The sequence below is a fragment of the Bradyrhizobium sp. SSBR45G genome (assembly GCF_030159255.1).
Lineage (GTDB): Bacteria > Pseudomonadota > Alphaproteobacteria > Rhizobiales > Xanthobacteraceae > Bradyrhizobium.
In genome coordinates this window covers 42,791-66,734 of the sequence record NZ_BSCT01000035.1, presented here as the reverse complement: position 1 = coordinate 66,734, position 23,944 = coordinate 42,791, and the positions used below count along the sequence as shown (strand labels likewise).

The 23,944-nt window shown below is 65.5% G+C and carries 19 protein-coding genes; 6 read left to right on the top strand and 13 right to left on the bottom strand.

The features are described 5' to 3' along the window. Positions 1 to 324: 324 nt before the first annotated feature. The gene (locus QQL87_RS29850) at positions 325 to 1,245 is read right to left on the bottom strand and encodes a dioxygenase family protein (protein WP_284423412.1); all 921 of its coding nucleotides are present in this window, start codon (positions 1,243 to 1,245) and stop codon (positions 325 to 327) included. A gap of 151 nt (positions 1,246 to 1,396) precedes the next feature. Here QQL87_RS29850 and QQL87_RS29845 point away from each other — a divergent pair, with 151 nt between their 5' ends. Further along, a complete protein-coding gene (locus QQL87_RS29845; protein ID WP_284423411.1) occupies positions 1,397 to 2,671 on the top strand; it encodes a serine hydrolase domain-containing protein in 1,275 nt (424 codons plus the stop codon). Between the two features lie 242 nt (positions 2,672 to 2,913). After that, positions 2,914 to 4,428, top strand: coding sequence for a sensor histidine kinase (locus QQL87_RS29840; RefSeq protein ID WP_284423410.1), 1,515 nt, complete (start codon positions 2,914 to 2,916; stop codon positions 4,426 to 4,428). A 9-nt stretch (positions 4,429 to 4,437) separates the two neighbouring features. Here QQL87_RS29840 and QQL87_RS29835 read toward each other — a convergent pair whose 3' ends face one another. Together QQL87_RS29835 and QQL87_RS29830 are read right to left on the bottom strand one after the other, a co-directional pair. Then, entirely contained in the window at positions 4,438 to 5,172 is a 735-nt protein-coding gene (locus QQL87_RS29835) for a cytochrome c biogenesis CcdA family protein (protein ID WP_284423409.1), read from the bottom strand. A 337-nt stretch (positions 5,173 to 5,509) separates the two neighbouring features. Further along, positions 5,510 to 5,755 carry a hypothetical protein gene (locus QQL87_RS29830; protein ID WP_009027164.1) on the bottom strand — a complete coding sequence of 82 codons (246 nt, stop codon included), beginning with the start codon at positions 5,753 to 5,755 and terminating at the stop codon, positions 5,510 to 5,512. Between the two features lie 515 nt (positions 5,756 to 6,270). Here QQL87_RS29830 and QQL87_RS29825 point away from each other — a divergent pair. The 3 genes from QQL87_RS29825 (at position 6,271) to QQL87_RS29815 (ending at position 9,072) form a co-directional block, all read left to right on the top strand. Beyond that, the gene (locus QQL87_RS29825) at positions 6,271 to 7,506 is read left to right on the top strand and encodes a LysR family transcriptional regulator (RefSeq protein ID WP_284423408.1); all 1,236 of its coding nucleotides are present in this window, start codon (positions 6,271 to 6,273) and stop codon (positions 7,504 to 7,506) included. A 7-nt stretch (positions 7,507 to 7,513) separates the two neighbouring features. Next, positions 7,514 to 7,909 (top strand): helix-turn-helix domain-containing protein, encoded by a 396-nt coding sequence (locus QQL87_RS29820; RefSeq protein ID WP_006611929.1) that lies wholly within the window; start codon positions 7,514 to 7,516, stop codon positions 7,907 to 7,909. 344 nt (positions 7,910 to 8,253) lie between these two features. Beyond that, a complete protein-coding gene (locus QQL87_RS29815) occupies positions 8,254 to 9,072 on the top strand; it encodes an enoyl-CoA hydratase (protein ID WP_284423407.1) in 819 nt (272 codons plus the stop codon). On the opposite strand, the gene QQL87_RS29810 is transcribed toward QQL87_RS29815, so the two are convergent. From QQL87_RS29810 to QQL87_RS29800, 3 genes are all read right to left on the bottom strand, one after another. Continuing rightward, positions 9,069 to 10,148, bottom strand: a complete 1,080-nt coding sequence (locus tag QQL87_RS29810; RefSeq protein WP_284423406.1) for an isocitrate/isopropylmalate dehydrogenase family protein — start codon at positions 10,146 to 10,148, stop codon at positions 9,069 to 9,071. The two genes, QQL87_RS29815 and QQL87_RS29810, sit on opposite strands and share 4 nt — an antisense overlap. 129 nt (positions 10,149 to 10,277) lie before the next feature. Continuing rightward, entirely contained in the window at positions 10,278 to 11,345 is a 1,068-nt protein-coding gene (locus QQL87_RS29805; protein ID WP_284423405.1) for an alcohol dehydrogenase, read from the bottom strand. Positions 11,346 to 11,572: 227 nt separating this feature from the next. Continuing rightward, entirely contained in the window at positions 11,573 to 12,742 is a 1,170-nt protein-coding gene (locus tag QQL87_RS29800; RefSeq protein ID WP_502871232.1) for a CaiB/BaiF CoA transferase family protein, read from the bottom strand. 247 nt (positions 12,743 to 12,989) lie between these two features. Between QQL87_RS29800 and glgA the strand changes: the two genes are divergently transcribed. Continuing rightward, a complete protein-coding gene (gene glgA / locus QQL87_RS29795; protein WP_284423404.1) occupies positions 12,990 to 14,405 on the top strand; it encodes a glycogen synthase GlgA in 1,416 nt (471 codons plus the stop codon). Between the two features lie 439 nt (positions 14,406 to 14,844). On the opposite strand, the gene QQL87_RS29790 is transcribed toward glgA, so the two are convergent. The 7 genes from QQL87_RS29790 to ccoP all read right to left on the bottom strand — a co-directional run bounded on the left by QQL87_RS29790 (position 14,845) and on the right by ccoP (position 23,939). Then, complete coding sequence (locus QQL87_RS29790; protein ID WP_284423403.1) at positions 14,845 to 16,968, bottom strand: methyl-accepting chemotaxis protein; 2,124 nt, start codon at positions 16,966 to 16,968, stop codon at positions 14,845 to 14,847. Between the two features lie 238 nt (positions 16,969 to 17,206). Continuing rightward, entirely contained in the window at positions 17,207 to 18,349 is a 1,143-nt protein-coding gene (locus QQL87_RS29785) for a DUF3734 domain-containing protein (RefSeq protein WP_284423402.1), read from the bottom strand. Positions 18,350 to 18,578: 229 nt separating this feature from the next. Continuing rightward, positions 18,579 to 18,764, bottom strand: coding sequence for a cbb3-type cytochrome oxidase assembly protein CcoS (gene ccoS / locus QQL87_RS29780; protein WP_284423401.1), 186 nt, complete (start codon positions 18,762 to 18,764; stop codon positions 18,579 to 18,581). After that, positions 18,752 to 20,956, bottom strand: coding sequence for a cation-translocating P-type ATPase (locus QQL87_RS29775; RefSeq protein ID WP_284423400.1), 2,205 nt, complete (start codon positions 20,954 to 20,956; stop codon positions 18,752 to 18,754). The genes ccoS and QQL87_RS29775 overlap by 13 nt, the downstream gene beginning before the upstream one ends. Positions 20,957 to 20,970: 14 nt before the next feature. Continuing rightward, entirely contained in the window at positions 20,971 to 21,471 is a 501-nt protein-coding gene (locus tag QQL87_RS29770; protein WP_284423399.1) for a FixH family protein, read from the bottom strand. Between the two features lie 17 nt (positions 21,472 to 21,488). Then, entirely contained in the window at positions 21,489 to 22,955 is a 1,467-nt protein-coding gene (gene ccoG, locus QQL87_RS29765; RefSeq protein ID WP_284423398.1) for a cytochrome c oxidase accessory protein CcoG, read from the bottom strand. Between the two features lie 111 nt (positions 22,956 to 23,066). Beyond that, on the bottom strand, positions 23,067 to 23,939 hold the full coding sequence (ccoP, locus tag QQL87_RS29760) for a cytochrome-c oxidase, cbb3-type subunit III (protein ID WP_284423397.1): 873 nt from the start codon (positions 23,937 to 23,939) through the stop codon (positions 23,067 to 23,069). Between the last annotated feature and the right edge of the window lie 5 nt (positions 23,940 to 23,944).

Genomic DNA, 23,944 nt, shown 5'->3' with positions numbered 1-23,944 from the left:
GAGTGCAGTCGTCCTTTGTGTAAAGCGCTCGATGGTGGAATGGCCCGTCCGTCAGTCGCCGTCGATCGCGCGCAGGGGCGCGTTCCGAGGAGAGCCTCGGAAGGGGCAGCGTCAGATCTCGGATGGGGTTTGCGCAGACGGCATCGATGGCGTCGAGTGCCATCTATTCAAGCTTCATGCCAAGGACCTGGCGATCCGGAAGTCTTGATGAATCAATCGTCTAGGCAAATCGACAGGGAGCTTTGGACGGCGGCGGCCGCACGTAAAATTTGCGATTCGCCCACTTCCTGTGCGTTGCACAAGAAGTGGGCGCAGCGTCAGGCACTATTCGGCGGCCTCGGTCGCCGCCTCCGGCAGCATCGGCTTGGGTGCGGTCCCGGCGCCCGGCTTCATCCGGAAATCATAAGTCATGAGGTGCCAGGGACCCGCGGCGAGCTTGCCGTCCGGCATCACCGGGTCGGTTCGCGGCTCGACCTGCGCGATCAGCTCATCCTTCACACCGAACACCACGTCGCTGTCGAGATAGGCATCGCCGCCGATGAAGACATGGGTGATCAGCGGCTCATGGCCCTCGGCATCGACCAGGAAATGGACATGGGCCGGCCGCATCGGGTGGCGCCTGGTGTTCACGATCATCTGCCCCACCGGACCGTCGGTCGGAATCGGATAGCTGCGCGGCAGAATAGTGCGGAAGAAGAATCGCCCCTCGGCATCGGCGATGAAGCGCGCCCGCGACGACGGACCATCGCTCGCATAGGACGGCCGCTGTGAATCGTAGAAGCCTTCGTCATCCGCGTGCCAGACATCGACCGTGGCGCCCGAAAGCGGCGCGCCCGACAGATCCGTCACGCGCGCCTGAACGAACATCTTCTCGCCTTTCAGGTTGGCCGAAATGTCGGTGCCGTGGGGCGTCACCTTGTGCTCGCCGACATAGAACGGGCCGAGCACCGTGGTCTCGGTCGCCCCGGCCCTGTCGCGGTGATTGATGGCGTCGACCAGCATCGACACGCCGAGCACGTCGGACAGCAGGATGAACTCCTGCCGGCTCGCGGTGCAGGTCTGCCCGGTGCGGGTCAGGAAATCGATGGCCGCAGCCCATTCGTCAAAGGTGGGTCCGGTGCGGCGGACGTAGTCGTGCAGCGACTTGACGAGCTCCTGCAGCAGATACTTTGCGCGCGCGTCGGGCGTGCCGTCAAAGCTCGTGACGACGGCGTCCGTGAGCTCGGCTTCGTTGAATTGTGTCATGGCCAATCCTCCCGAGGCGGAAGGGTACACGACGCATCCCTGGCCTGCCATTGGAAGTGGGGCGTTTTTCGGCTATCACCCGGGACAAATGACCATGCGCACATGGCCCTCGCGCAGGTCCTCAGAAACCAGATCACAGCGGAGACGCCCGATGCTCGCCCCGACCCCCGCCTCGCCCGACACCGTCGGCATGTCGAAAGCCGCGCTCGACCGCATCGATGCCCATCTGAAGCAGCGCTACGTCGACGCCGGGCGTTTTCCGGGCGCCCAGCTGATGGTCTATCGCCGCGGCAAGATCGTGCACGCGAGCTCGCTCGGCCATGCGGATGTCGAGCGCAAGGTGCCGGTCACGAACGACACGATCTATCGCATCTACTCGATGACCAAGCCGATCACCTCGGTCGCCTTCATGATGCTGGTCGAGGAAGGCAAGGTCGCGCTCGACGAGCCGGTCGCGAAATACATTCCCGAATGGAAAAATCTCGGCGTGTTCGTCGCCGGCACCGCGCCGGCCTTCATCAGCCGGCCGCCGACGCGGCCGATGCTGATCGTCGACCTGTTGCGCCACACCTCGGGGCTGACCTACGGCTTCCAGCAGCGCTCCAACGTCGATGCCGCCTATCGCGACGCCAAGATCGGCGCGGTCGAGAAGGCCGGCACCTTGCAGTCGATGATCGATGATCTGGCGAAAATTCCGCTGGAGTTCTCGCCCGGCGAGGCCTGGAACTACTCGGTTTCCACCGACGTCATCGGCTATCTCGTCGGCAAGATCGCCGACATGCCGTTCGAGCAATTCCTCAAGGAGCGGATCTTCGACCCGCTCGGCATGATCGACACCGACTTCCACGTCCCGGCATCCAAGGCGCATCGGCTGGCCGCTTGCTACTCGGCCGATCCGGCCGGCATGATGTCGTTCCACGCCGCCGACCGCAAGGGCGGCCTGACCTTGCAGGACGACCCGGCCACCAGCACGTTCCTGAGCCCGCCCGACTTCATCTCCGGCGGCGGCGGCCTGTGCTCGACCACGGCCGACTATCTGACGTTCTGCCGCGCACTGATCAATGGCGGAGAACTGGGCGGCGTCAGGCTGCTCGGGCCGAAGACCTTGAAGCTGATGACCTCGAACCATCTGCCCGGCGGCGTCGACCTGCCGGCGCTGTCGCGCTCGATGTTCGCGGAAGCCGCTTATAACGGCATCGGCTTCGGTCTCGGCTTCTCGGTGACGATGGATCCGGCCAAAACGCTGATCCCCGGCACCGCCGGCGAGTATGCCTGGGGCGGCGCCGCCTCCACGGCGTTCTGGATCGACCCGGTGGAAGAGCTGATCACGATCTTCATGACCCAGGTGCTGCCGTCGAGCGCCTATCCGATCCGCCGCGAACTGCGGACGATGGTGTATGCCGCCATTACTGAGAGCAACGTCTAGCAGCTCGGCTGTGGCGGCAAAGCCGCCGGGGGAACCGGGAAACGCCGCGCAATGTGCTTGGCGCGCACGCGATGCTTTCCTATGTTGACAGCGATGTGAACGGCTGCAACCGTCAATCCTTGCGGACGCAGCCGCTCCAGCCTGATATCCGCTCGCGGCAGACGATCGGCTCGACGCCACGAATGGCCTCGAGTCCACTGCCACGGGGCACGTCGATCAAGACCACTATCCATGGGGCCTGCGTGCCAAAGCTCTCCCTGCCCGTCCGGCTCGCTCTCCTGGTCGCAGGGACCACGCTGCCGCTCATCCTGTTCGCGGGCGGAATCGTCTTCCACAACTACACGCAGGACCGCAGCGATGCGCGGCAGCGCGTGCTCGAGACCGTGCGCAGCATCCGCCTGACGCTCGATGCCGAGATGCAGCGGATGACCGGGGGCATCCAGGTGCTGGCGCTGACCGACGCGCTGACCACCGGCGACTTTGAACGTTTCCGCCCGATCGCGATGGGCTTCCTCGAACAATACGGCAAGAACGGCACGATCCTGGTGGCCGATCGCAATGGGCGCCAGCTGTTCTCGTCGGCATCGACCGACACGGCCAACCTGCCGCTGCGCAGCAACCGCGCCATCACCGAGCGCGTCTTCGAGACGCGGCGACCGCAATATTCCGACCTGTTCTACGGCGTCGTGAAGAAGAGCCTGATCGTCACCGTCGAAGTGCCCGTGTTCCGCGACGGCGAGGTCATCTACGACATCTCGTTCAGCCCGCCGATCGAGATGTTCCAGACCATCCTGGAGAAGCAGCGCCCGGGCGACGATTGGGCGCTGTCGCTGCTCGACCGCAAGGCGATCGTATTCGCGCGGGTGCCCAATCCTGTCGATACGATCGGCAAGCAGGCGTCGTCATCGGTCTATGACCGCATGCTCAGCGAGCATGAGGCGACGCTCTCCAGCGTCTCGCTCGAAGGCGTGCCGCTGCTGTCGAGCTTCACCCATTCCAGTCTGACCGGCTGGATCATCGGGGCCGGCATCACCGAGAACTCGCTGGTCGCGCCGCTGTGGCGCAACCTCGCCATCACCAGCCTGATCGGCGGCATCATGCTCGCGATCGGCCTCGCCTTTGCGGTGCGGATGGCGACCACGATCGCGCGCGCCGAGATGCTGCACGATCTGCTGATCGAGGAGCTCAACCATCGCGTCAAGAACACGCTGGCGATCCTGCAGGCGATCGCGGTCCAGAGCTTCCGGAGCGCCAGCCGCTTCGAGCGCGAGAAGTTCGAGGGCCGGCTCGGTGCGCTCGCCGAGGCGCACAACCTGCTCAGCAAGGAGAAATGGCAGGGCTCCGAGCTCGACGACGTGATCAACCGCGTGCTCAAGCCCTACCGGCTGAACAATCCCGAGCGCATCCGGATCGCCGGCCCGAAGGTCGCGCTGTCACCGCGGCTCGCCGTCGTGCTGTCGATGATCGTGCACGAGATCGCGACCAACGCCGCCAAATATGGCGCGCTGTCCAACGACACCGGCATGGTCGAGCTGTCCTGGGAGTTCAATCAGCCGGACGCCGCCAAGAAGCTGCCGGGCCGCCTCCGGCTGGTCTGGCAGGAAACCGGCGGCCCGGTGGTCTCGGCCCCGATCCAGCGCGGCTTCGGCTCGCGCCTGATCGAGCGCAGCGCGCGCGACCAGCTTGGCGGCGAGGCCACCGTCGACTTCCTGCCGCCCGGCGTCGTCTACACCATCACGTGCAAGCTGGACGATTGAAGCGGCGCATCAGCCGAACCTCTGCAGCGCCGGGAAGGTCTCGAGCAGCCAAATGCTGAAGGTCGAGACCGCCCCCGTCAGAAAGCCGATGCCGGTGACGATCATCAGCACGCCCATGGCGCGCTCGACGTTCACGAGATGGCCGCGCATCCGCATGAACAGCGCCGAGAACTGCTCGATCATGAAGGCGGCGACCAGGAACGGAATGCCGAGACCGGCGGAATAGATCGCCAGCAGCCCGGCGCCCTTGGTGACGGTGGATTCGGCAGCAGCGATCGAAAGGATGGCCGCCAGGATCGGGCCGATGCAGGGCGTCCAGCCGAAGGCGAAGGCGAGCCCCATGACGTAAGCGCCCCACAGGCCGACCGGCTTGGGGATCGGCAGCCGTCCCTCGCGCATCAGGAACGCGATCCGGGTCAGGCCGAGGAAATGCAGACCCATCACGATGATGACGATGCCCGCCAGGATCGACAGTTGTTCGGAGAAGGCACGGATGAGGCCACCGATCAGCGAGGCGCTGGCCCCCAGCATCACGAACACGGTCGAGAACCCCAGCACGAACAGCGCGGCGGAGATCATCACGGCCCGCCGCGATGCGGCAGGCGCCTCCTCGTTCTCGATGTGCTCGATGGTGGCGCCGGTGAGGTAGACCAGATAGGGCGGAACCAGCGGCAGGACGCATGGCGACAGGAAACTCACCAGGCCGGCGATGAACGCCGCCGGAATCGATACGTTCTGAATCATGCGAATCCCACGCTGCGTCCCATCGGCGGCGTCCTGACGCCCGGGGCATGACGCTTCATGCCGCCGATACCGGGATTACGCAACAGAGGTGCCGAAGTTACGGCCGATGGCCCGCCACCCGCATGGCATGGCAGCCGAGCGACGCCAGACTGTACATGATCGCGTGATCAGACTGCGATAAGGCAGAGGCGACGCCTGATCGGCACAGAATGCGCCCTTTGAGGACCTGCCATCTGCGACTCGAACGCGCGCCGGTCCAATTCAGGCCGATCTCACCTTGCCGTCACGACATATCACAAATGCGCTAAATGCACCTTTGTGCACATAACGAACTGTGCTACTTAACGACTCGCAGGAGCGGCTGACGACGCTGGCCCGGCTGCAGCTTTGGATCACGCAGCTTGTCCGGATTGTCAGACTGAACCATTTCATCGCAGAGCGACTTCAGATCGTCTTCGCTCAGACGGTTCAGCTTCATGCGCAGGTCGAGGATGGCGACCGAGATCAAATGCGCCGATTCGCGATTGCCGGTCGCGACCAAGGCCGCGCGGCACTGTTCGAGCGATGCGAGCACTGCAAACATCTGTTCGTCCGAATTGGCCACGGGCGTCGTTCCGTTCTAGCGTGCGACGAGAAGGAGCCGAGCAAATGCCGGCTCGCGGATGGCTTTCCAACACGTCATCTGTTGCTCCCCTGCGCGCGTCCCAAACAGCTCCGCTGCGCCCCCCGCGCTCAAAGCTGTGGTCGGCTCGCCGGCGTCCCGCGACGTAACCGTGCGACGACGCTGGATAGAATCAGGCATCCGACGAGTCAGCGCCACCATCCGTTCATCAAGATAGCATGACACTGCGCCATCTTCGAATACCATTTCATTGCGGTTGAAGCAAAAACCGTCGATGTTCGAATCGATTCGCGCTAAGCGTGTCCTTGGCATACATTGTGTGTACCCCTGCGCGTCGGCAGGCGGTAAGACCATGCTGCAAAGGACCGAAGCCGAAAGACTCGTCTCGAGCGTCAATGTCTCAACCAATCCATGGCACCCAAGCGGCCATGTTCCGTAGTTTATCGGTCTCACTCTAGCAGGCGGAGAGAGCTTGTATGCGCGTTGTGGCGGAACGGGGCGTTCCTCAGAAGGAACGCAAGGAGGTCGCGGCCTCCCATGCGACTCTGGCTCCTGCCACGCAGGCGGAGCCGTCGGTCGCCGCAAAGGCCGGAGACGAAGCAATCGGAGACCTTGGCGACGACGGCTTGGCCGCACAGGGCTCGCTGCCGGGCAAGGCGCCGACGCGTCCCGTCTCGAATCGCCCTGCCCCAGCCAAGGCAGCCGTCGGCAAATCGGCCTTGCCCAATCTCACCGACTGGGACGCGGCACGCATCTTCCTTGAGGTCGTCAGGGCCGGCAGTTTCCGCTCGGCAGCCGAACGGCTGACCTTGTCGATCAATGCCGTGCGGCGTCGCATCGATGATTTCGAGCGGCAGATCGGCGCGACGCTGTTCACGCGCGACGTTCACGGCGCGCGCCTCACCGACGAGGGCGCGCTGGTGGTCTCGGCCGTCGAGCGCATGGAAGCCGCCTCGTTCGAGCTGCTGCGCGCGGGCGACGGCCTCGCCAGCGCCGCGTCCGGCGAGGTCCGTGTCGCGGTGACCGAGGGACTCGGCACCTTCTGGCTCGCGCCGCGGCTGGTCGAGTTTCAGCAGAACTTCCCGAACGTGAATGTCGATCTGTACTGCGCGATGCGCTCGGCGGACGTGTCGCGTCACGAGGCCGACATTGCCATCCATTTGTCACGGCCGGCGGCGCTCGACGTCAAGCTGGTCCGGCTCGGCCGCATGCACCTGATGTGCTTTGCGAGCGAGAAATATCTGGAAACGTATGGCGCGCCGAAGTCGATTGACGAGCTCGTCAAACATCGGTTGGTTCTGCAAGTGGCGGATGAAGCCGCGGCCAATACAGCTTTTGCGACCATCTTTCCCGGCTATGAGCAGCGGGACCTGATTGCGATGACCACCAATGTCTCGAGCGCCAATTACTGGGCGGTTGCCCACGGCGCCGGTATTGGGGTGTTTCCAACCTATGCGAGTGCTCTAGGTGGGAAAATCATACCCCTGGAGGTTGATGTCAAGTGGTCCTACGATATCTGGCTGTCATACCATGCCACCACAGGACGCATCCCTAGGGTGCGTCACATGATCGACTGGCTCGTGGAGGCCTTTAACCCTGCTAAATACCCGTGGTTTAAAGACGAATTCATTCATCCACAGCAACTTAAAACAGTATATATGGGTGAACCCCTGACCCATTTATTCGGGGGATTTCCGATGGAAGGACGGTAAAATCAGTATGAACAAATCAGCGGCAAAGAAGATGAAGCAGCGCAGTGCGGGCAAGCCCGACATTGAACTTGGCAAGCGCATTCGCCTCCGGCGTGTGGAGCAGAAGATCTCGCAGGCAGAGCTGGGCGAGAAGCTCGGCGTGAGCTTCCAGCAGGTCCAGAAGTACGAGAAGGGCGTCAACCGTGTCGGCGCTGCGCGTCTGCAGCAGATCGCCACCGCTCTCGACGTGCCCGTGACGTTCTTCTACGACGGCGACAACAAGGCCCGCGAGGTCGAGAGCCTGCTGTTCCTGGACAGCGCGTTCAGCCTTCGCCTGCTGCGTGCCTACAGCAAGATCAAGGACCAGACCGTGCAGCGTCAGCTGGTGTCCCTGATGGAGTCGATCGCAGCGAACGAAGAATAGAGTCGGCGGCCTGATCATTCAGGCAGCCCGCCTCGTGATGGGTATGGGCCATCTTCGCTCGAGGGCGCAACTTGGGGGCGCCGGGCGCGCAGCCAGCTCGGGCGAGTTCACAGCGTCGGCCTGCGGGCCGATCGATCGACACGGCTGGTCCTCCGGCCTTCTGATCCGCCCAGCGATGGTTGCGCGGTCTGAGGTCCCGTCACCTCTCTTCTGCCTTTTCTGCCGTCATAGGAAGTGGCGGCATGACTGCGGTTCGCCGGGCGCGGCTCACCACTCGCTCGCGCATTGACGCCGCATGGCTCGCGGTGAACGATAGGGAGACCCCTGTCGCATCCCGGATCTCCATGCCGACCATCTCAGAGCCGCCCACTGCCTTCGCCGAGGGCAAGATCCTCCTGACCGTCGATGACCGGGTCGGGATCATCACCTTCAACAATCCCGACAAGCGCAATGCGATGTCGCTCGAGATGTGGGAGGGGCTGGGCCAGGCGCTCACCGCCCTGCGCGACGATGCCGACATCCGGGTCGTGGTGCTGACCGGCGCCGGCGACAAGGCCTTCGTGTCCGGTGCGGATATCAGTCAGTTCGAGCAGACCCGCCACAACGCCGAGGCCTCCGAGGCCTATGCGCAGAGGAGCGCCGCCCAGCGCGCACTGCTCGCGACCTACCCGAAGCCGACCATCGCCTGCATCCGCGGCTTCTGCCTCGGCGGCGGCTTGCAGATCGCGATGCTGACCGACATGCGCTTTGCCGCCGAGGACAGCCAGTTCGGCATCCCCGCCGCCAAGCTCGGCATCGCCTATGGCCATGACGGCCTGCGCAACCTCGTGTCGCTGGTCGGCCCGTCACAGGCCCGGCTGCTGCTCTATACCGGGATGCGGATCGATGCCCGCGAGGCGCTGCGGATCGGCCTGGTCGACCGGATGATGGCCGCTGACGAGCTGGTGCCGGCGACCCTCGAGATCGCCCGCACCATCGCCGGCAACGCCCCGCTGGCGGTTCAGGCCGCCAAGATCACCATCGCCGAGGTGCTGAAGGACGAGAGCCGCCGCGACATGGAAGCCATCAAGCGGATCGGCGACGCCTGCATGGATTCGGACGATTTCCGCGAGGGCCGCCGCGCCTTCATGGAGAAGCGCAAGCCGGCCTTCACGGGACGCTAGAGCGCCTCCAGAACCGCCCTGGTCACCTCGGCCGTCCCGGCGCTGCCGCCGAACTCGAATGGCTTGAGGCCAGCTGCATACACCTTGTCGACGGCCTGCTCGATCCGCTGGGCCGCCTCGGCGGCGCCCTCGATGCCACGGGTATCGGCCAGCCAGTCCAGCATCATCGCGGCCGACAGAATCATCGCGGTCGGGTTGGCCTTGCCCTGCCCCATGATGTCGGGCGCAGTGCCGTGGCAGGGTTGGAACACCGCATGCGTGTCGCCGATGTCGGCCGACGGCGCCATGCCCATGCCGCCGACGAGGCCGGCAGCGAGATCGGACAGGATGTCGCCGAACATGTTCTCGGTGACCAGCACGTCGAAATCCCACGGGCGCTTCACCAGCATCAGCGCACAGGCATCGACGTAGAGATGATCCGCCTTCACATCCGGATGAAGCTGAGCGACCTCGTCGAAAATCTTGCGGAAGTAGGCGAAGGCCTTGAAGACGTTGGCCTTGTCGACGCAGGCTAAGGTGCCCGGGCGGCCGCGCGCCTTGCGGCGGGCGGCGAGCTTGAAGGAGAAGTTGAAGAGACGCTCGGAGGTCTTGCGGGTGATGACGAGGGTCTCGCGCGCATCCTCATGCGTCACCACGCCTTTCCCCATCGAGGCGAACAGGCCTTCGGTCGACTCGCGGATGACGACGAAGTCGATGCCCTTGCTGTCGGCGCCGACGATCGGGCTCGGCACGCCCGGGATCAACCGCGCCGGCCGCACGCCCGCATAGAGGTCGAAATGGAAGCGCAGCTCGATCTGCGGCGCGATCTCGGTGTTGTCGGGATAGCGCACCGACGGCAGGCCGCAGGCACCGAGCAGGATCGCATCCGCCTCGTCGCACAGCCGGATGGTGGACTCGGCGATCGAAACCCCGGTCGCTAGATAGTTGTTGGCACCGGCCTGAGCCTCCGTGAAGCGCAGCGACAGCCCGGCCTTGGCCTCGACCTTGCGCAACACTTCAAGGGCCGGCGCCATGACCTCCGGCCCGATACCGTCACCGGGGAGGACTGCGATGTGGAGTGCGTTGGTCGAGGGCATGTTTTTCTTCGTCGCATGAGGGATTTGGCGCCGTCATTGCGAGCGAAGCGAAGCAATCCAGGGCCCTGGTTGAGACTCTGGATTGCTTCGTCGCTTCGCTCCTCGCAATGACGATGACGAGGGTGTGTTCTACGGCGTCAGCACGGCGCGGCCGACCAGTTGGCCCTTCTGCAGCTCGCGCAGCGCGTCGTTGGCCTTGGCGAGCGGCATCGGCGTCACCGGGATCGGCGCGATGTGCTTGGTGCGGACGAGGTCGAGCAGTTCCTTGGTCTCGCGGAGATTGCCGACATAGCTGCCCTGGATCGTGACCGCCTTGATCGGGATGAGCGGCAGCGCCCATGGCGCGCCGCCGCCGAACAGGCCGACGATGACGAGCTTGCCGCCCTTGGTCAGGCAGTCGAAACCGAGCTGCGCCGTGGCAGGATTGCCGACGAGATCGATGACCGCCCGGATCGGCTCGCCCGCCGCCTTGTTGAGCTGCTCCAGCGCGTCCGGCGCCTTGCCGTCGACCGCCGCCAGCGCGCCTGCGGCAAGCGCCGCCTCGCGTTTGCGGGCATCGATGTCGACGACGATCGCGCCCTTGCCGCCCATCGCCTTGAGGATCGACAGCGCCATCAGCCCGAGGCCGCCGGCGCCGAAGATCACGATCGGCGTATCGAAATCCTTCTCGACCTTCTTGAGCGCGCTGTAGGTCGTGACGCCCGAGCATGCGTAGGGCGCAGTCGTCACCGGATCGAGCCCGTTGAGGTCGATCAGGTGGCGCGGATGCGGCACCGTCATGTGGTCGGCATAGCCGCCGTCGCAATAGACGCCGAGCGAGGCCGGCTTCAGGCACATGTTCTCGTCGCCGGCGAGGCAGGTCGCGCAGGTGCCGCAGCCGATCCAGGGATAGACCAAGGCGACGTCGCCGACCTTCAGCCCGCCCTTCTCGGCTTCGGTGACCTCGGGTCCGAACGCCACGATCTCGCCGGCGCTCTCATGGCCCATGGTCCGCGGCAGCGACACGCCGCGATCCCTGAGGGACAGCGGCTTGCGGCCATGGCCGAGATCGTAGCCGCCTTCCCAGATGTGCAGGTCGCTATGGCACACGCCGGCCGCCTTCACCTTGATCAGCACCTGCTTGCCGAACGGCTGCGGAGTCGGCTCGTCGACCTCGGTCAGCGGCGCGTTGAAATCGGTGACCTTGAAGCTCTTCATGCTTTCACTCCCGTGGTCCGGACGGCGGCGGGACCGGACGGCGCAACGACGGACGGGCGACGGCGGCGCACGGCAACGGCGTCACGACATCTCCTCCCGGCATGCGCGTCCGGCGGATCCGGACTGTTCTTGCAACCTCGCGACATTGGCCGGAAACGCGCGGAGCGGCAAGACCACGCGCGCTGCGCGCGATCATGGCTGCCCTGCAGCCTTTTGCCTCAGCGAGCTCAACGTTTTGCGGCGTCGATCGCAGCCGCCTCGCGCAAGATATCGGCGGTATGCTCACCCAGGCTCGCCGCCCGCGGACCGGCTGTGACCACAGCCTCGGACATCCGGAACGGCAGGTTGACGACCTTGAAGCTGCCGGCGGCATCCTCGACGTCTGCCAACGCACCGCGATGCGCGATCTGCGGATCGGCCAGCGCATCGGCCACGCTGCGATAGGCCGAGCTCGGCACACCACCGGCGTTCAGGGCGTCCAGGCATCCGGCCACGCTCAGTTGGCGCGACCAGGCTTCGACGCCATCCATCAGCGCCCCCCAGTTTGCCCGCCGGTCGGAATATTTCTCGAACCTCACGTCACCAACCCACTCCGGATGGCCGATCACGGTCATCAGGTTCTGGAACGTCTTCTCGCTGGCGATCGCGATCATCACATAGCCATCCCGGCACTCCGCGGGACCAAAGGTTGGCCGCGATGGCTGCGCGACCGGAAATTGCGACCATTGGATCTCGTTCAAGGTCAGGCTGAGCATCGATTCCAGCATCGAGCAGTCGATGTGCTGGCCGCGCCCGGTGCGCTCGCGCTGATAGAGCGCCGATGCGATGGCGCCGAAGGCGTAGGTCCCGGTCACGACGTCGGCGTGATAGATGCCGCAATAATCGGGCCGGCTGCGTCCTGGCTGATAGGAGAGGTGCGCCATGTCATAGCCGGAGGCGGCATGGATCACCGGCGCATAGGCCGGGAGTTCCGCCGACGGGCCGGTCTGGCCGTAGCCGGAGATGGAGCAGTAGATCAGCCGCGGGTTGAGCGCGCTCAGAACCGCAAAGTCGAGGCCGAGCCGCTGCATCACGCCAGGCCGGAAATTCTCGACCAGGACATCGGCCGCTCCGACCAGCCGACGCACCGCCTCGACCGCCTCGCGCGACTTGAGATCGAGCACGACGCTCTTCTTGCCGACGTTGAGCTGACCGAAAGCCGTCGAGCAGCCGCCACGGACCGGCGGCCGGGTGCGCATCGTTTCACCTTCGGCTGACTCGATCTTGATCACGTCGGCCCCCATGTCTGCAAGCATGCGTGCACAATGCGGACCGGCGATCGTGGTCGAAAAATCCAGGACGCGCAGGCCGTCGAAACATCCCTTCACACGGCTCTCATGCTCTCCATCTAAGTTCACGCGTACAGCTCCCCTGTTCTGGCGTTTCTTCTGTGTCGGGCGCGGCCGAAACTGGCGAAAGGCCGCCGCGGCCGCGCTGATTTACGAAGCGTAAGCCATCGGACGCCGAGCCCGTCTTGTCCAGATCGAACCATTCGATGTCGAAAGCGTTCGCCTCTCACCGCCGTGCGGCGCGCCATTTTCTTCATGACCAGATTTGGACCTTTTCTTGCATAGGACAGCCATGGGGCTTGATCGAGGACATCTCTTGCGGGTTCTGTTCGTTACGACCGAAATGGACGATTTCGTCCGGGTGGGCGGACTGGCTGCGGTTTCCGCAGCACTTCCCCGGGCCCTGCGCTCACACACCGACGTCAGGATCATGTTGCCCGGCTACCGGGACGTGATCGAGCAACTCACTCACATCGAGATCGTTGGCCAATGCGCCGCCCTGGCAGAGATGCCGGCGTGCGCACTCGGACGATCATCGACACGCGATGGCCTGCCGGTCTACGTCCTGCTCTGCGACGAGCTGTATGACCGGCCGGGCAATCCCTATGGCGACGAAAGCGGGCAGGACTGGCCCGACAACGACATCCGCTTCGGCCGTCTTGCCGCGGCCGCCGCCGAACTGGCTGCGGGCACACTGGACACGAACTGGGCAGCCGATCTCGTCCACGCCAATGACTGGCAGGCGGCGCTGGTGCCGGCCTATCTGGCGTGGCGCGGGGTCGACGTGCCGTCGATCCTCACCATCCACAACCTCGCCTATCAGGGCCTGTTTCCGCGCGACTCGTTGCGCCGGATCGGCGCGCCGGAATCGTCGTTCCACATCGACGGCCTCGAATTCTACGACAAGCTCTCGTTCCTGAAAGGCGGCCTGGTCTATGCGTCGCACCTGACCACGGTCAGCTCCACCTACGCCCAGGAGATCACGACCTCCGAGCTCGGCTGTGGCCTCGAGGGCCTGCTGCGCCAGCGCTCCAGCGCGCATGAGCTGACCGGCATCCTCAACGGCATCGACGAGAGCTGGGACCCCCGCTACTGCCAGCAGCTGGCGCAGCCGTTCGCGGCCGGCGATTGGGACGGCAAGAAGGCCAACGCCGATTATGTCCGCAAGCAGTTCGGGCTCGCGGTCTCGCGCGGTCCGATGTTCGGCATCGTTGCGCGCCTCGTGCATCAGAAGGGCATCGACCTGGTGCTGGAGGCCGCCGACGAGATCGTCGGCGCCGGCGGCCAGATCGTCGTCACCGGCACCGGCGAGCCGGCGATCGAGCGCGCGCTGATGGAGGCTCACCGGCGCCGTCCCGATGCGATTGGGGTGGCAATCGGATTCAACGATGCCCAGGCCCGGCGCATCTTCGCCGGCAGCGACTTCACCCTTATGCCGTCGCGCTTCGAGCCGTGTGGTCTCAGCCAGATGTATGCGCAGCGCTTCGGCTCGCTGCCGATCGGCCATCAGACCGGCGGCCTCGCCGAGACCATCACCGATGGCGAGACCGGCTTCCTGTTCGAGAAGCCGTCGGCGGAATCGTTCCTCGGCGGCGTGAAGCGCGCCTTCTCCGCCTTCACCAGCACCGAACGGCTGAACGCAATGCGGCTCTCGGCGATGGGGCGCTCGTTCAGCTGGGACCTGTCGGCCGCCTGCTACAACGCGTTGTACCGGAAGATGCTGGCTTCGTAGTCGAGGCTGGTCCCGCCGCCACCCTCCCCTGGAGGGCAGGGCTATCGCATATGAAGCGGAGGAACTGTCCCGGCGGGCAATCCTGCCAATTTGTTACTCCGTCATGCCCGGGCTCCGTCCCGGGCATCCACGTCGTTCCCAGCATGCCGAGCGACGTGGATGGCCGGGACAAGCCCGGCCATGACGACGTGGAGAGAGACGAGCGCAAACTGCGATCGTCATATGCGATAGCCCTGCCCTGGAGGGGGAGGGTGAAACTGAGATCGCGGCGCCTGCTGTCGTCGTCATCGGGACTTTGGCGATGAGAGCAGCATGCGTTTCCTCGAAATCCAGTGCGATAAATAGCCCGGATAAGCGCAGCGACATCCAGGCTGCGCTCAAACAATAAAGCCCGGACAACGTCCGGGCTTTTTTCATTGGCGCCTTAAAGCTGCAACCTTTACGCCGCGCGCACCGCTTCGAGGAAGTTGCCGACCTCGCGCTTGAGGCGGTTGGAATCGCCGGCGAGCGATTTGGCCGACGACAGCACTTCGGCGGAAGCCGAGCCAGTCTGAGCCGCACCGCGCTCCACATCCGTGATGTTGGACGAGACCTGCTGGGTGCCGTGCGCGGCCTGCTGCACATTGCGGGAGATTTCCTGCGTCGCCGCGCCCTGCTCTTCGACGGCGGCGGCGATCGCAGCGCCGATTTCAGCGAGCCGCTCGATCGTCGAGCTGATCGCCTGGATCGAGCTCACCGATTCCTGCGTCGCGGCCTGGACCCCCGAGATCTGCTGCGAGATTTCTTCGGTCGCCTTCGCGGTCTGCTCGGCGAGGGCCTTCACCTCGGTCGCGACCACGGCAAAACCTCGGCCGGCATCGCCGGCGCGGGCGGCTTCGATCGTCGCATTGAGCGCCAGGAGATTGGTCTGCCCGGCGATGCTGTTGATGAGCTCGACGACGTCGCCGATCCGCGCCGCGGCCTGCGACAGCTCGGCGACCCGGCCGTTGGTCTGACGAACCTGCTGCACCGCCTCGCCCGCCATGCGCGCCGACGACTGCACCTGACGGCTGATTTCGTTCACCGAGGACGAGAGCTCCTCGGTGGCGGAGGCCACCGACTGAACGTTGGCGGATGCTTCCTCCGATGCCGCCGCCACCACCGTGCTCAGCTCCTTCGAACGGTTGGCGGTGTCGGTCAGCGTATCCGCCGACGTCTCCAGCCCCGAGGCGGCCGACGACACGGTGTTGACGATGTCGGCGATCGTCGATTCGAAGTTGCGCGTCAGCGTATCCAGCCGCCGGGCCCGATCGATCTGCGCCTGCGCGTCGCGCTGCGCGGCCTCATCGGAGTCCTTCTTGGCGATCAGGGCGTCCTTGAAGATCTTCAGCGCGCGCGCCATGGCGCCGATCTCATCCTTGCGGGACTCGTTGGGAATGTCTGCGCTCAATTCGCCATTGGCGAGGCGCAAGGTCACGCCGGTCAGGCCGACCAGCGGGCCGATGACGCCGCGGACGACGCCGATGACCACGGCGACCGACACGATCACAACCATCAGCAGAACACCGAGCGCGATGGACAGGCGCAGCCGTGCCGCACTGATGGACTGATCGATCGCCTGATGGGCCGACTTGAGTGCGGCGTCGCGCAGCACGATCACGTTGTTGAGCATCGGCGTGGTCCAGCGCCCCCACTCCTCCGCCGTGATCGGCGACGGCTGACCGTCGCGCCCGGCGGTGACGAGCTGACGGTAGCGGCGCTCGCCCTCGCCCATCAGTGTCGAGCGCACATGCTCGAGCGCCGACGCGACTTCCGGCGTGTTGCGGACGCTGCGCGCGGCAAGTTCGATCTGCTGCCACAGCAGGGTCACCTGGCCGCTCTGCTCGGTCACCTCGGCCAGTCGGGCCGGCGTCCAGTTGGTGTTCTGAATGAAAAAGCGCAGCACCGCGGAGCGCGCGCCGTTGATCGTGCGCATCGACTGCGACAGCTGCGCCAGCTGGCCCGATGGCAACAGGTTCTCGACATCGCCGCCGACCCGCGACAGCTCGATCGCCGTCTCGTCGATCGCCGCGTTCAGGGACTCGGCTGCACGGCCGAGACCGTCGGTCGTCGTCGCCTGGATGTTCGCCGGGCGCTGCGCGGCCGGAAGCGGCGCGGCGCTGCGCGCCGCGGATCGAACGCCGCGCAAGGTCTGCTCCGCGGCATCGAGACTCGCGGTCGGCAGACCGGCGGCCTGCGCTGCGGTCTTGGCCTGCAGCAGCGCCTCATCGGTGGTTGCGATGGCCTTGTCGAGCTTTGCAATGTCGTCGGCCGACGCGGACCCGGCCGCAGCGAGCAGATTCCACTGGCTGCGCTCGAGCGGGATCTGGGCGTTGACCTTGAGCGCCAGCTCGAAGGCATCGAGGACCCGGGACCCCTGCTCGCGCTTGCGCAGATCGCCCCATCCGCTCCAGGCGAGCACGACGGCGAAGGCCATGGCAAAGAAGCCGGTCAGCAGGTTGCCCGCGAGGATCTTCCATTTCAGACTGACCGCGCCCGCCTCGGCCTGCGGGGTGGTGCTTCGGATCGCTACACGGTCGGACATTGGCCAATCCCAATCGGATGTTGCCTCGCAGGCCACATGGTGAGCACGACCGCGCGCAGCGAAGCTGACGCGTGGCACCCCGTACGGACAGCGAAAAGGCGTTGCGGCAATGGTGCCGCCGCCGCAATGATTAAGAACAAACTACAACTAATCCCTTAAACCGAATCGACGCCGACGGTACTCGGATGCGGGGCAACCGGACGATAGAGTGTCGATCGTGATTGCAAGCCAACGCCCGCTATTCGGCCGCGGCCAAGGGATCGTGCAGCACGACCCCCGACAGCGGATCAAAATCGCCAACCCATGGCATCCGCTCGAGCACCGATTGTGTTTGCTGATAGCCAGCGTTCCAGCGCGTGGTAATGCCCCGCTCGGTGAAATCGATGTCCTTGGTGTGTCGCTCGCGATCGAGTTGCGGCGCCAGCAGCTGGACGACATGCATCCGGGTCTGACAACCGTAGCTTGCAAGCTCGCGCAGCGCCGGATCGTTGCGCGCCGACTCCGGCAGCCGCGCGGCCAGCTGATTGATGACGTGGCGCAGCCGGTGCGTCTGCTGATGACGCTCGATTTGGCTGCCGATGCGGTTCGAATATTGAACGTCCTTGTGGCGGTTGAACACCTCCGCCATGGTCACAGGCTCAGGTCCCTGCGGATTCCACAGATTCACGGCGAAGATCAGCGAGTCCTTGCGCGGATTGTCGTCGAACACGACCTCGGTCGGGGTGTTCGAGAGGATGCCGCCGTCCCAATACAGCTCGCCATCGATGCGGACCGCTGGAAACGCCGGCGGCAGCGCGCCTGACGCCAGGATGTGGCGGACATCGATGATGCCGTCGCGGCTGTCGAAATAATGCATCCGACTGGTCCGGACATGCGCCGCTCCGACCGTCAGGCGGAGCCCGCCCTTGTTCAGAAAATCGAAGTCGACCAGCTCCTGCAACGTCTCGCGCAGCGGAGCGGTGGAGTAATAGCCGGCGTGCTCGGCGCCGAGCGGATAGGCCTCCCCGGCCTGCGCCATCGCGTTGGGACGGAAGAAACCGGGGATGCCCTGGGTCACGGCGGTCCAGCAGGACAGCAGCTCGTTGAAATCCGGAAAGGCAGTCGGCAGCGTCCAGGCCGGGCTGCGATGCATCCGCTTCCAGAACTCTTGCAGCCGCGTCATGCGCTCATGCACCGGGTTGCCGGCGATCAGGCCGGCATTGATGGCGCCGATCGAGGTTCCGATCACCCAGTCCGGCTCCAGGCCGGCGTCGTGCAGCGCCTGGTAGACGCCGGCCTGATAGGCGCCGAGCGCACCGCCGCCCTGCAGCACCAGAACCACCTGTCCCGGGACGTGATGACGATCGATCGCCGGACCCGCCGCGTTATCGATCTCGGTCATGTCTGCCCCTCCATCCACACGGCGTATTGGTCTGTTCGTCAACGAGACGCCGTTGTTACGCCATCCAGCCATCGATACCGCGGCAATAGCGCACCATCTGGCAGGCGCAAGGCCGCAACGACTCCTAAGGCCCCTCGCACGATGACGTCGCGGGGACGGGCCTGCGGTTCGCAGCGATATTGCACGCCATCAGGTGGGATGTGCGACCGATGATGCCAATGCCGGGCGTTCAGGGCCGGCTCGGCGCGGCCTCGGGCTGAACCGGCGCAACGGGCTCATCGTCGTCGGCGATGGCGCGCCACGCCGCGCCTTCGAGATCCTCATACTGGCCGCTCTTCAGCGACCAGAGGAAGCCGACCAGGCCGGCCAGACCGAGCGCCAGGGCCAATGGCACCAGAATGATCATGACTTCCATGAGGTGGCCTCCCCGGCGACCTTGCGGGCGCGCAACGCGTTCAGCATGACCAAGATCGACGAGCCCGACATTGCGGCCGCCGCGATCAGCGGGGTCACGACGCCGCTGATCGCCAAGGGCACCGCGAGGACATTGTAGCCGACCGCGAGCCACAGATTCTGCCGCATCAGATGCAGCGCCTTGCGGGCGTAGTCGATCGCGGCCAGCACCGGCGCCAGCGGCCGGCCGAGGAACACGAGATCGGCCGTGGCCTGGCTGAGATGCGCGGCCGAGATCGGCGACATCGAGACGTGGGCGGCGGCGAGCGCGGGCGCATCGTTCATGCCGTCACCGACCATCATCACCTTGACGCCCGAGCGCTTCAGTTGCTCAATCCGCGCGATCTTGTCGGCGGGCGTCACACCGGCACGCCACTCGCCGATGCCGAGCGCCTTGGCGGCCGCGGCCACCGCCGCCTCGCGATCACCCGAGAGAATCTCGACCTTGATGCCGCGCCGCTGCAGGCCGGCGATGATCTTGTCGGCATCCGGACGAAGGCCCTGGCGCACCGAGAACAGGAAGGTCTCGGTGCCGCGGCGGAAGGCGACGACGGACGCCTCGGGATCGACGTTGCCGTTCTGCGCGACGAGCGCCTCGGCGCCGCAGAAGGCCGGACGGCCCAACCGGATCTCGACGCCATCGACGACGGCGCGAACGCCCTGCCCCGGCTCCTCGGTCGCGCCCATCAACGGCGACCGAGCCTGCGCGGCCTGCGCGACGGCCGCTGCGACCGGGTGATGGCTCGACAGCGCGAGCTGGCCTGCAAGCGCGAACACATCGGCCGGGATGTCGGCGGCGTTGACGACCTCGAGCTCCGGCAGCGTGAGCGTGCCGGTCTTGTCGAAGATGACGTGATCGGCCTCAGCCAGACGCTCGATCGCGTCGCCCGCATTGAGCAGCACGCCGGATTTGAACATGGCGCCCGAGGCCACCGTCTGTACCGTCGGGATTGCAAGGCCAAGGGCGCATGGACAGGTGATGATCAGCACCGCGATGCCGGTGACGATGGCGTCGTGCCAGCCAGCGCCGGCGAGCACCCAGCCAAGCACGGTGAGCGCGGCCGTCGCATGCACCACCGGCGCGTAGAGCCGCGAGGCGCGATCGGCGAGCCGCATGTAGCGCGAGCGCGCCTGCAGGGCATTGTCGAGCAGACGAGTGATCTCGGCCAGCAGCGTGCCCTCGGCCGCGGCCGACACACGGACACGCAGCGTGCCGGAAATGTTGAGCGAGCCGGCATAGACTGCCGTGCCCTGCTCGGCCGGCACGTAGAGCGTCTCGCCGGTGATCAGGCTCTGGTCGATCTCGGAGCGGCCCTCGATGACGACGCCGTCGACGGCGCAGCGCTCGCCGGGCCGCAGCAGCACGAGATCGCCGGCACGAACGGCAGCGACCGGGACTTCGGAGATCTCGTCGGGGCCGACGAACTTGGTCGCGGTCTCCGCCTTCAGCGCGGCGAGATTGCCGGCGACGGCGCGGGTCCGCCGCCGCATGTTCTGGTCGAGATAGCGGCCGACCAGGAGGAAGGTCAGCAGCATGATCGCGGCGTCGAAATAGGCGTGCTCGGCGTGATGGAAGGTCTCGACGATCGACATGCCCAAGGCGAGGATCACGCCGATGCAGATCGGCACGTCCATGTTGACGTTGCCGGTCTTCAAGGCGCGCCAGGCGGAACGGAAGAACGGCTGGCCGGCATAGGCCACCGCCGGCAGCGCGATGACGGCCGAGAGCCAGTGGAAGAAGTCGCGCTGCTCCGGCAGCATGTCGCTGACATTGCCGGACCATACCGGAACCGACAGCATCATCACGTTCATGGTCGCGAACGCCGCGACACCGAGGCAGCGCAGCAGGAAGCGCGATTCCTCCGCCTCGGTGGTTTCCGCGCTCGCCTTCTCGAACGGATAGGCCTTGTAGCCGAGCTCGGCGAGCCGATCGATGAACTTCGCCGGGTCGAGCGTGCCCTGCTTCCATTCCAAGGCGACGCGGCGGTCGGTCAGATTGACGCGCGCCAGGGTCACGTCGGGCAGCGCGGAGAGGCCGCGCTCGATCTTGGCCATGCAGCCGGCGCAGCTGACGCCTTCGACCGCGAGATCGATGTGCTTCAGACCGGCACCGAGATCCTTGACGTAATGGGAGAAGTCACGCGTCACTTGCATGATCGGAAGTCCCTTTAGTTCAGCAGCACGCGGTTCTTAGACATGAACAGACGCCGGCCGCTGGAATCGCCTTCGATCACGAGGTCCCACTGACCCGGCGCAATCGCCTCCGCGGTGCCGCGATAGACGCCGCTGCCGATCTCGGCGAGCGCAACGTCCTGATCGGCGCGCTTGTCGGCGGGACGCTCGAGCCGGCCCTGGAAGGTCAGGCCCGAGACCGGATTGCCGCTCGCGTCACGCGCACTGACCTGAACCACCGCAGCGCCGCTTGCACCGCGCTCGATATGCGCCTCGACGTTCCAGCGCCGCGCCTCCTGCGCGCGCGCAGCCGCGATTTCCTTCTCATAGCCGAGGCTGGCGCTATAGGCGCTGTCGACCTCGGTGCCCGGCAAGGTCGAGATCGCCATCTTCATCATGTAGACGTTGACGCCGATCACGAGCCCGAAGAAGGCGAGGAGCATGGCGAGCACCATGCGTCCGGTCAGCTGGAAAGACGGGTTGGAACGGCTGGCCATTGACGGGCTCCCCTAGCTTACGGGCTGACGAAATTGTCGGTGGCGGAGGCGACGACGCCGAGGCCGATGTCGGTGACGTGGAACTTCACCGGGATCGACTTCGCGGGATTGTTCTCTTCGGGCGCGGTCACGAGCAGGCGCAGCTCCTCGGTCTGGTCGCGGCCGATCACGATCATCGGCCGGTCAGGCGTCACCGAATCGGCGCCGACGACGTGAACGGTCGAATTGACCGGCCCCTCGATGTCGATGGCGATGACGCGATCGAAGCCGTGCTTGTTGAGAACGCGCACCGTATAGGCGTTGCGGATCGAGCCATCGGACAGCTTGATCGCGATCGGGTTGCGATCATGCAGCACGTTGACCTCGAGCAGCGAGCGGGTCGCGAGCTTGTAGACCATGGCCCCGCCGACGACGGCGATGATCGCGGCATAGGCCACGGTGCGCGCGCGCACGAGCTTGTAGATCGGCGGCTTGCCTTCCTGGCGGCGATGAATGTTGATGTCGTTGTCATACGCAATCAGCCGCGTCGGGCGACCGATCTTGGTCATGACCGTGTCGCAGGCGTCGATGCACAGGCCGCACTGGATGCAGTCCATCTGCGATCCGTCGCGGATGTCGATGCCGGTCGGGCACACGGCCACGCACTGCTTGCAGTCGATGCAGTCGCCGGCGGGCTGGCCCGCCGCGCGCAGCTCGGCGGCCTTCTTGACCGACATGCGGCTCTCGCCGCGGTCATAGCGATAGGTGACGTTGAGCGCCCATTCATCGGTCAGTGCGGCCTGGATGCGCGGCCATGGGCACATGTAGACGCAGACCTGCTCGCGCATGAAGCCGGCGAGCGTATAGGTGGTGGCGGTGAGGATCGCGATCCAGATATAGGCCAGCGGCGGCCCCTGGAAGGTGACGAGCTCCTTCACCAGGGTCGGCGCGTCGCTGAAATACAGCACCCAGGCGCCGCCGGTCCACCAGGCGATCATGAGCCAGATGGAATGCTTGAGCACGAGCTCGGAGATCCGCTCCAGCCGCATCGGATCGTTCGCGGCATCCTTCTTCATGCGCTCGCGCCGGTCGCCCTCGATCAGGCGCTCCACGGCATAGAACAGGTCGGTCCAGACCGTCTGCGGACACAGATAGCCGCACCAGATGCGGCCACCGATCGCGTTCATCAGGAACAGGCCGATCGCGGCGATGATCAGGAGGCCGGTAAAGTAGTAGACCTCCTGCGGCCACAGCTCGATGAAGAAGAAGTAGAAGCGGTGGTTGGGGAAATCGATCAGCACGGCCTGGTCGGGGGCGCCGAGGCCGCGATTCCAGCGCACGAAGGGCAGGAAATAATAGACGCCGAGGCAGACGCCCATCAGCCCCCATTTGATCCGGCGGAACGTCCCCGTGACGCTCTGCGGATAGACCTTTTTTTGCGCGGCGTAGAGCGGACCGTAGTCATCTACAGGCTGCAGGTCGTCCGGTTTTACCGTCTGGTTCATGGCTGGCGCGTCATGGCTGGGGTCTTCTCGCAGTTGCGGCCGAAGGTATGCCCACCTCCGGCCGCTCGGTTGATCCAGCTCAATTGAAGGGAAAGTTCCGTTGGATTTCCGTTACTTTCCTCCGCCGAGCGAGTGGACATAGACCGCCATGGCCTTGATCGTGACCGGGTCGAGACGGCCTTCCCAGGCCGGCATGACACCTGCGCGACCATTGGTGATGGTCTCGATCAGGGTCGCCTCCTCGGAGCCGTAAAGCCAGATCTTGTCGGTCAGGTTCGGCGCGCCGACGTCCGGATTGCCCTTGGCGTTGTCGCCATGGCAGGCCACGCAGTTCTCGGCGAAGACCTTGGCCCCCGCCTTGGCGTCATAACCCGGCCGGGTCGGCAGGCCCGCCAACTCGCGGACGTAGTTGGCGACCGTGACGATCTCCGCCGGCTTCAGGACTCCGTCCTTGCCGAAGGCGAGCATCTGGCCTTCCCGCGCCTTGGCATGACCCGAGCGCACGCCGTACAGCAAGGTCTGCTGGATCTGCTCCAGCGAGCCGCCCCACAGCCAGTCGTCGTCGTTCAGGTTCGGGAAGCCCTTGGCGCCGGCAGCTCCGGTGCCGTGGCAGGCAGCGCAATTGTCGCCGAACACGGTCTTGCCCTTGGCGCGGGCCAGGGCCAGCATCGCCGGATCCTTCTCGATGTCGGCGAGCGAGGCGGTGGCGAGCGCCACCATCTTGGCGCCGCGGATCTTCTCGAGATTGGCGAGCTCGACCGCCACGTCCGCGCGGGACGAGTAGCCGAACAAGCCTGCCGTGTTGCTGGAGATGGTCGGCCAGGCCGGATAGACGATCCAGTAGCCGATCGCCCAGACGATGGTGATGTAGAAGGTGATCACCCACCACCGCGGCAGCGGGGTGTTGAGCTCCTTGATGCCGTCCCAGGCATGGCCGGTCGTGGCCGTGCCCGTGACATTGTCGACTTCGGTATGGTCAGCCATGATGA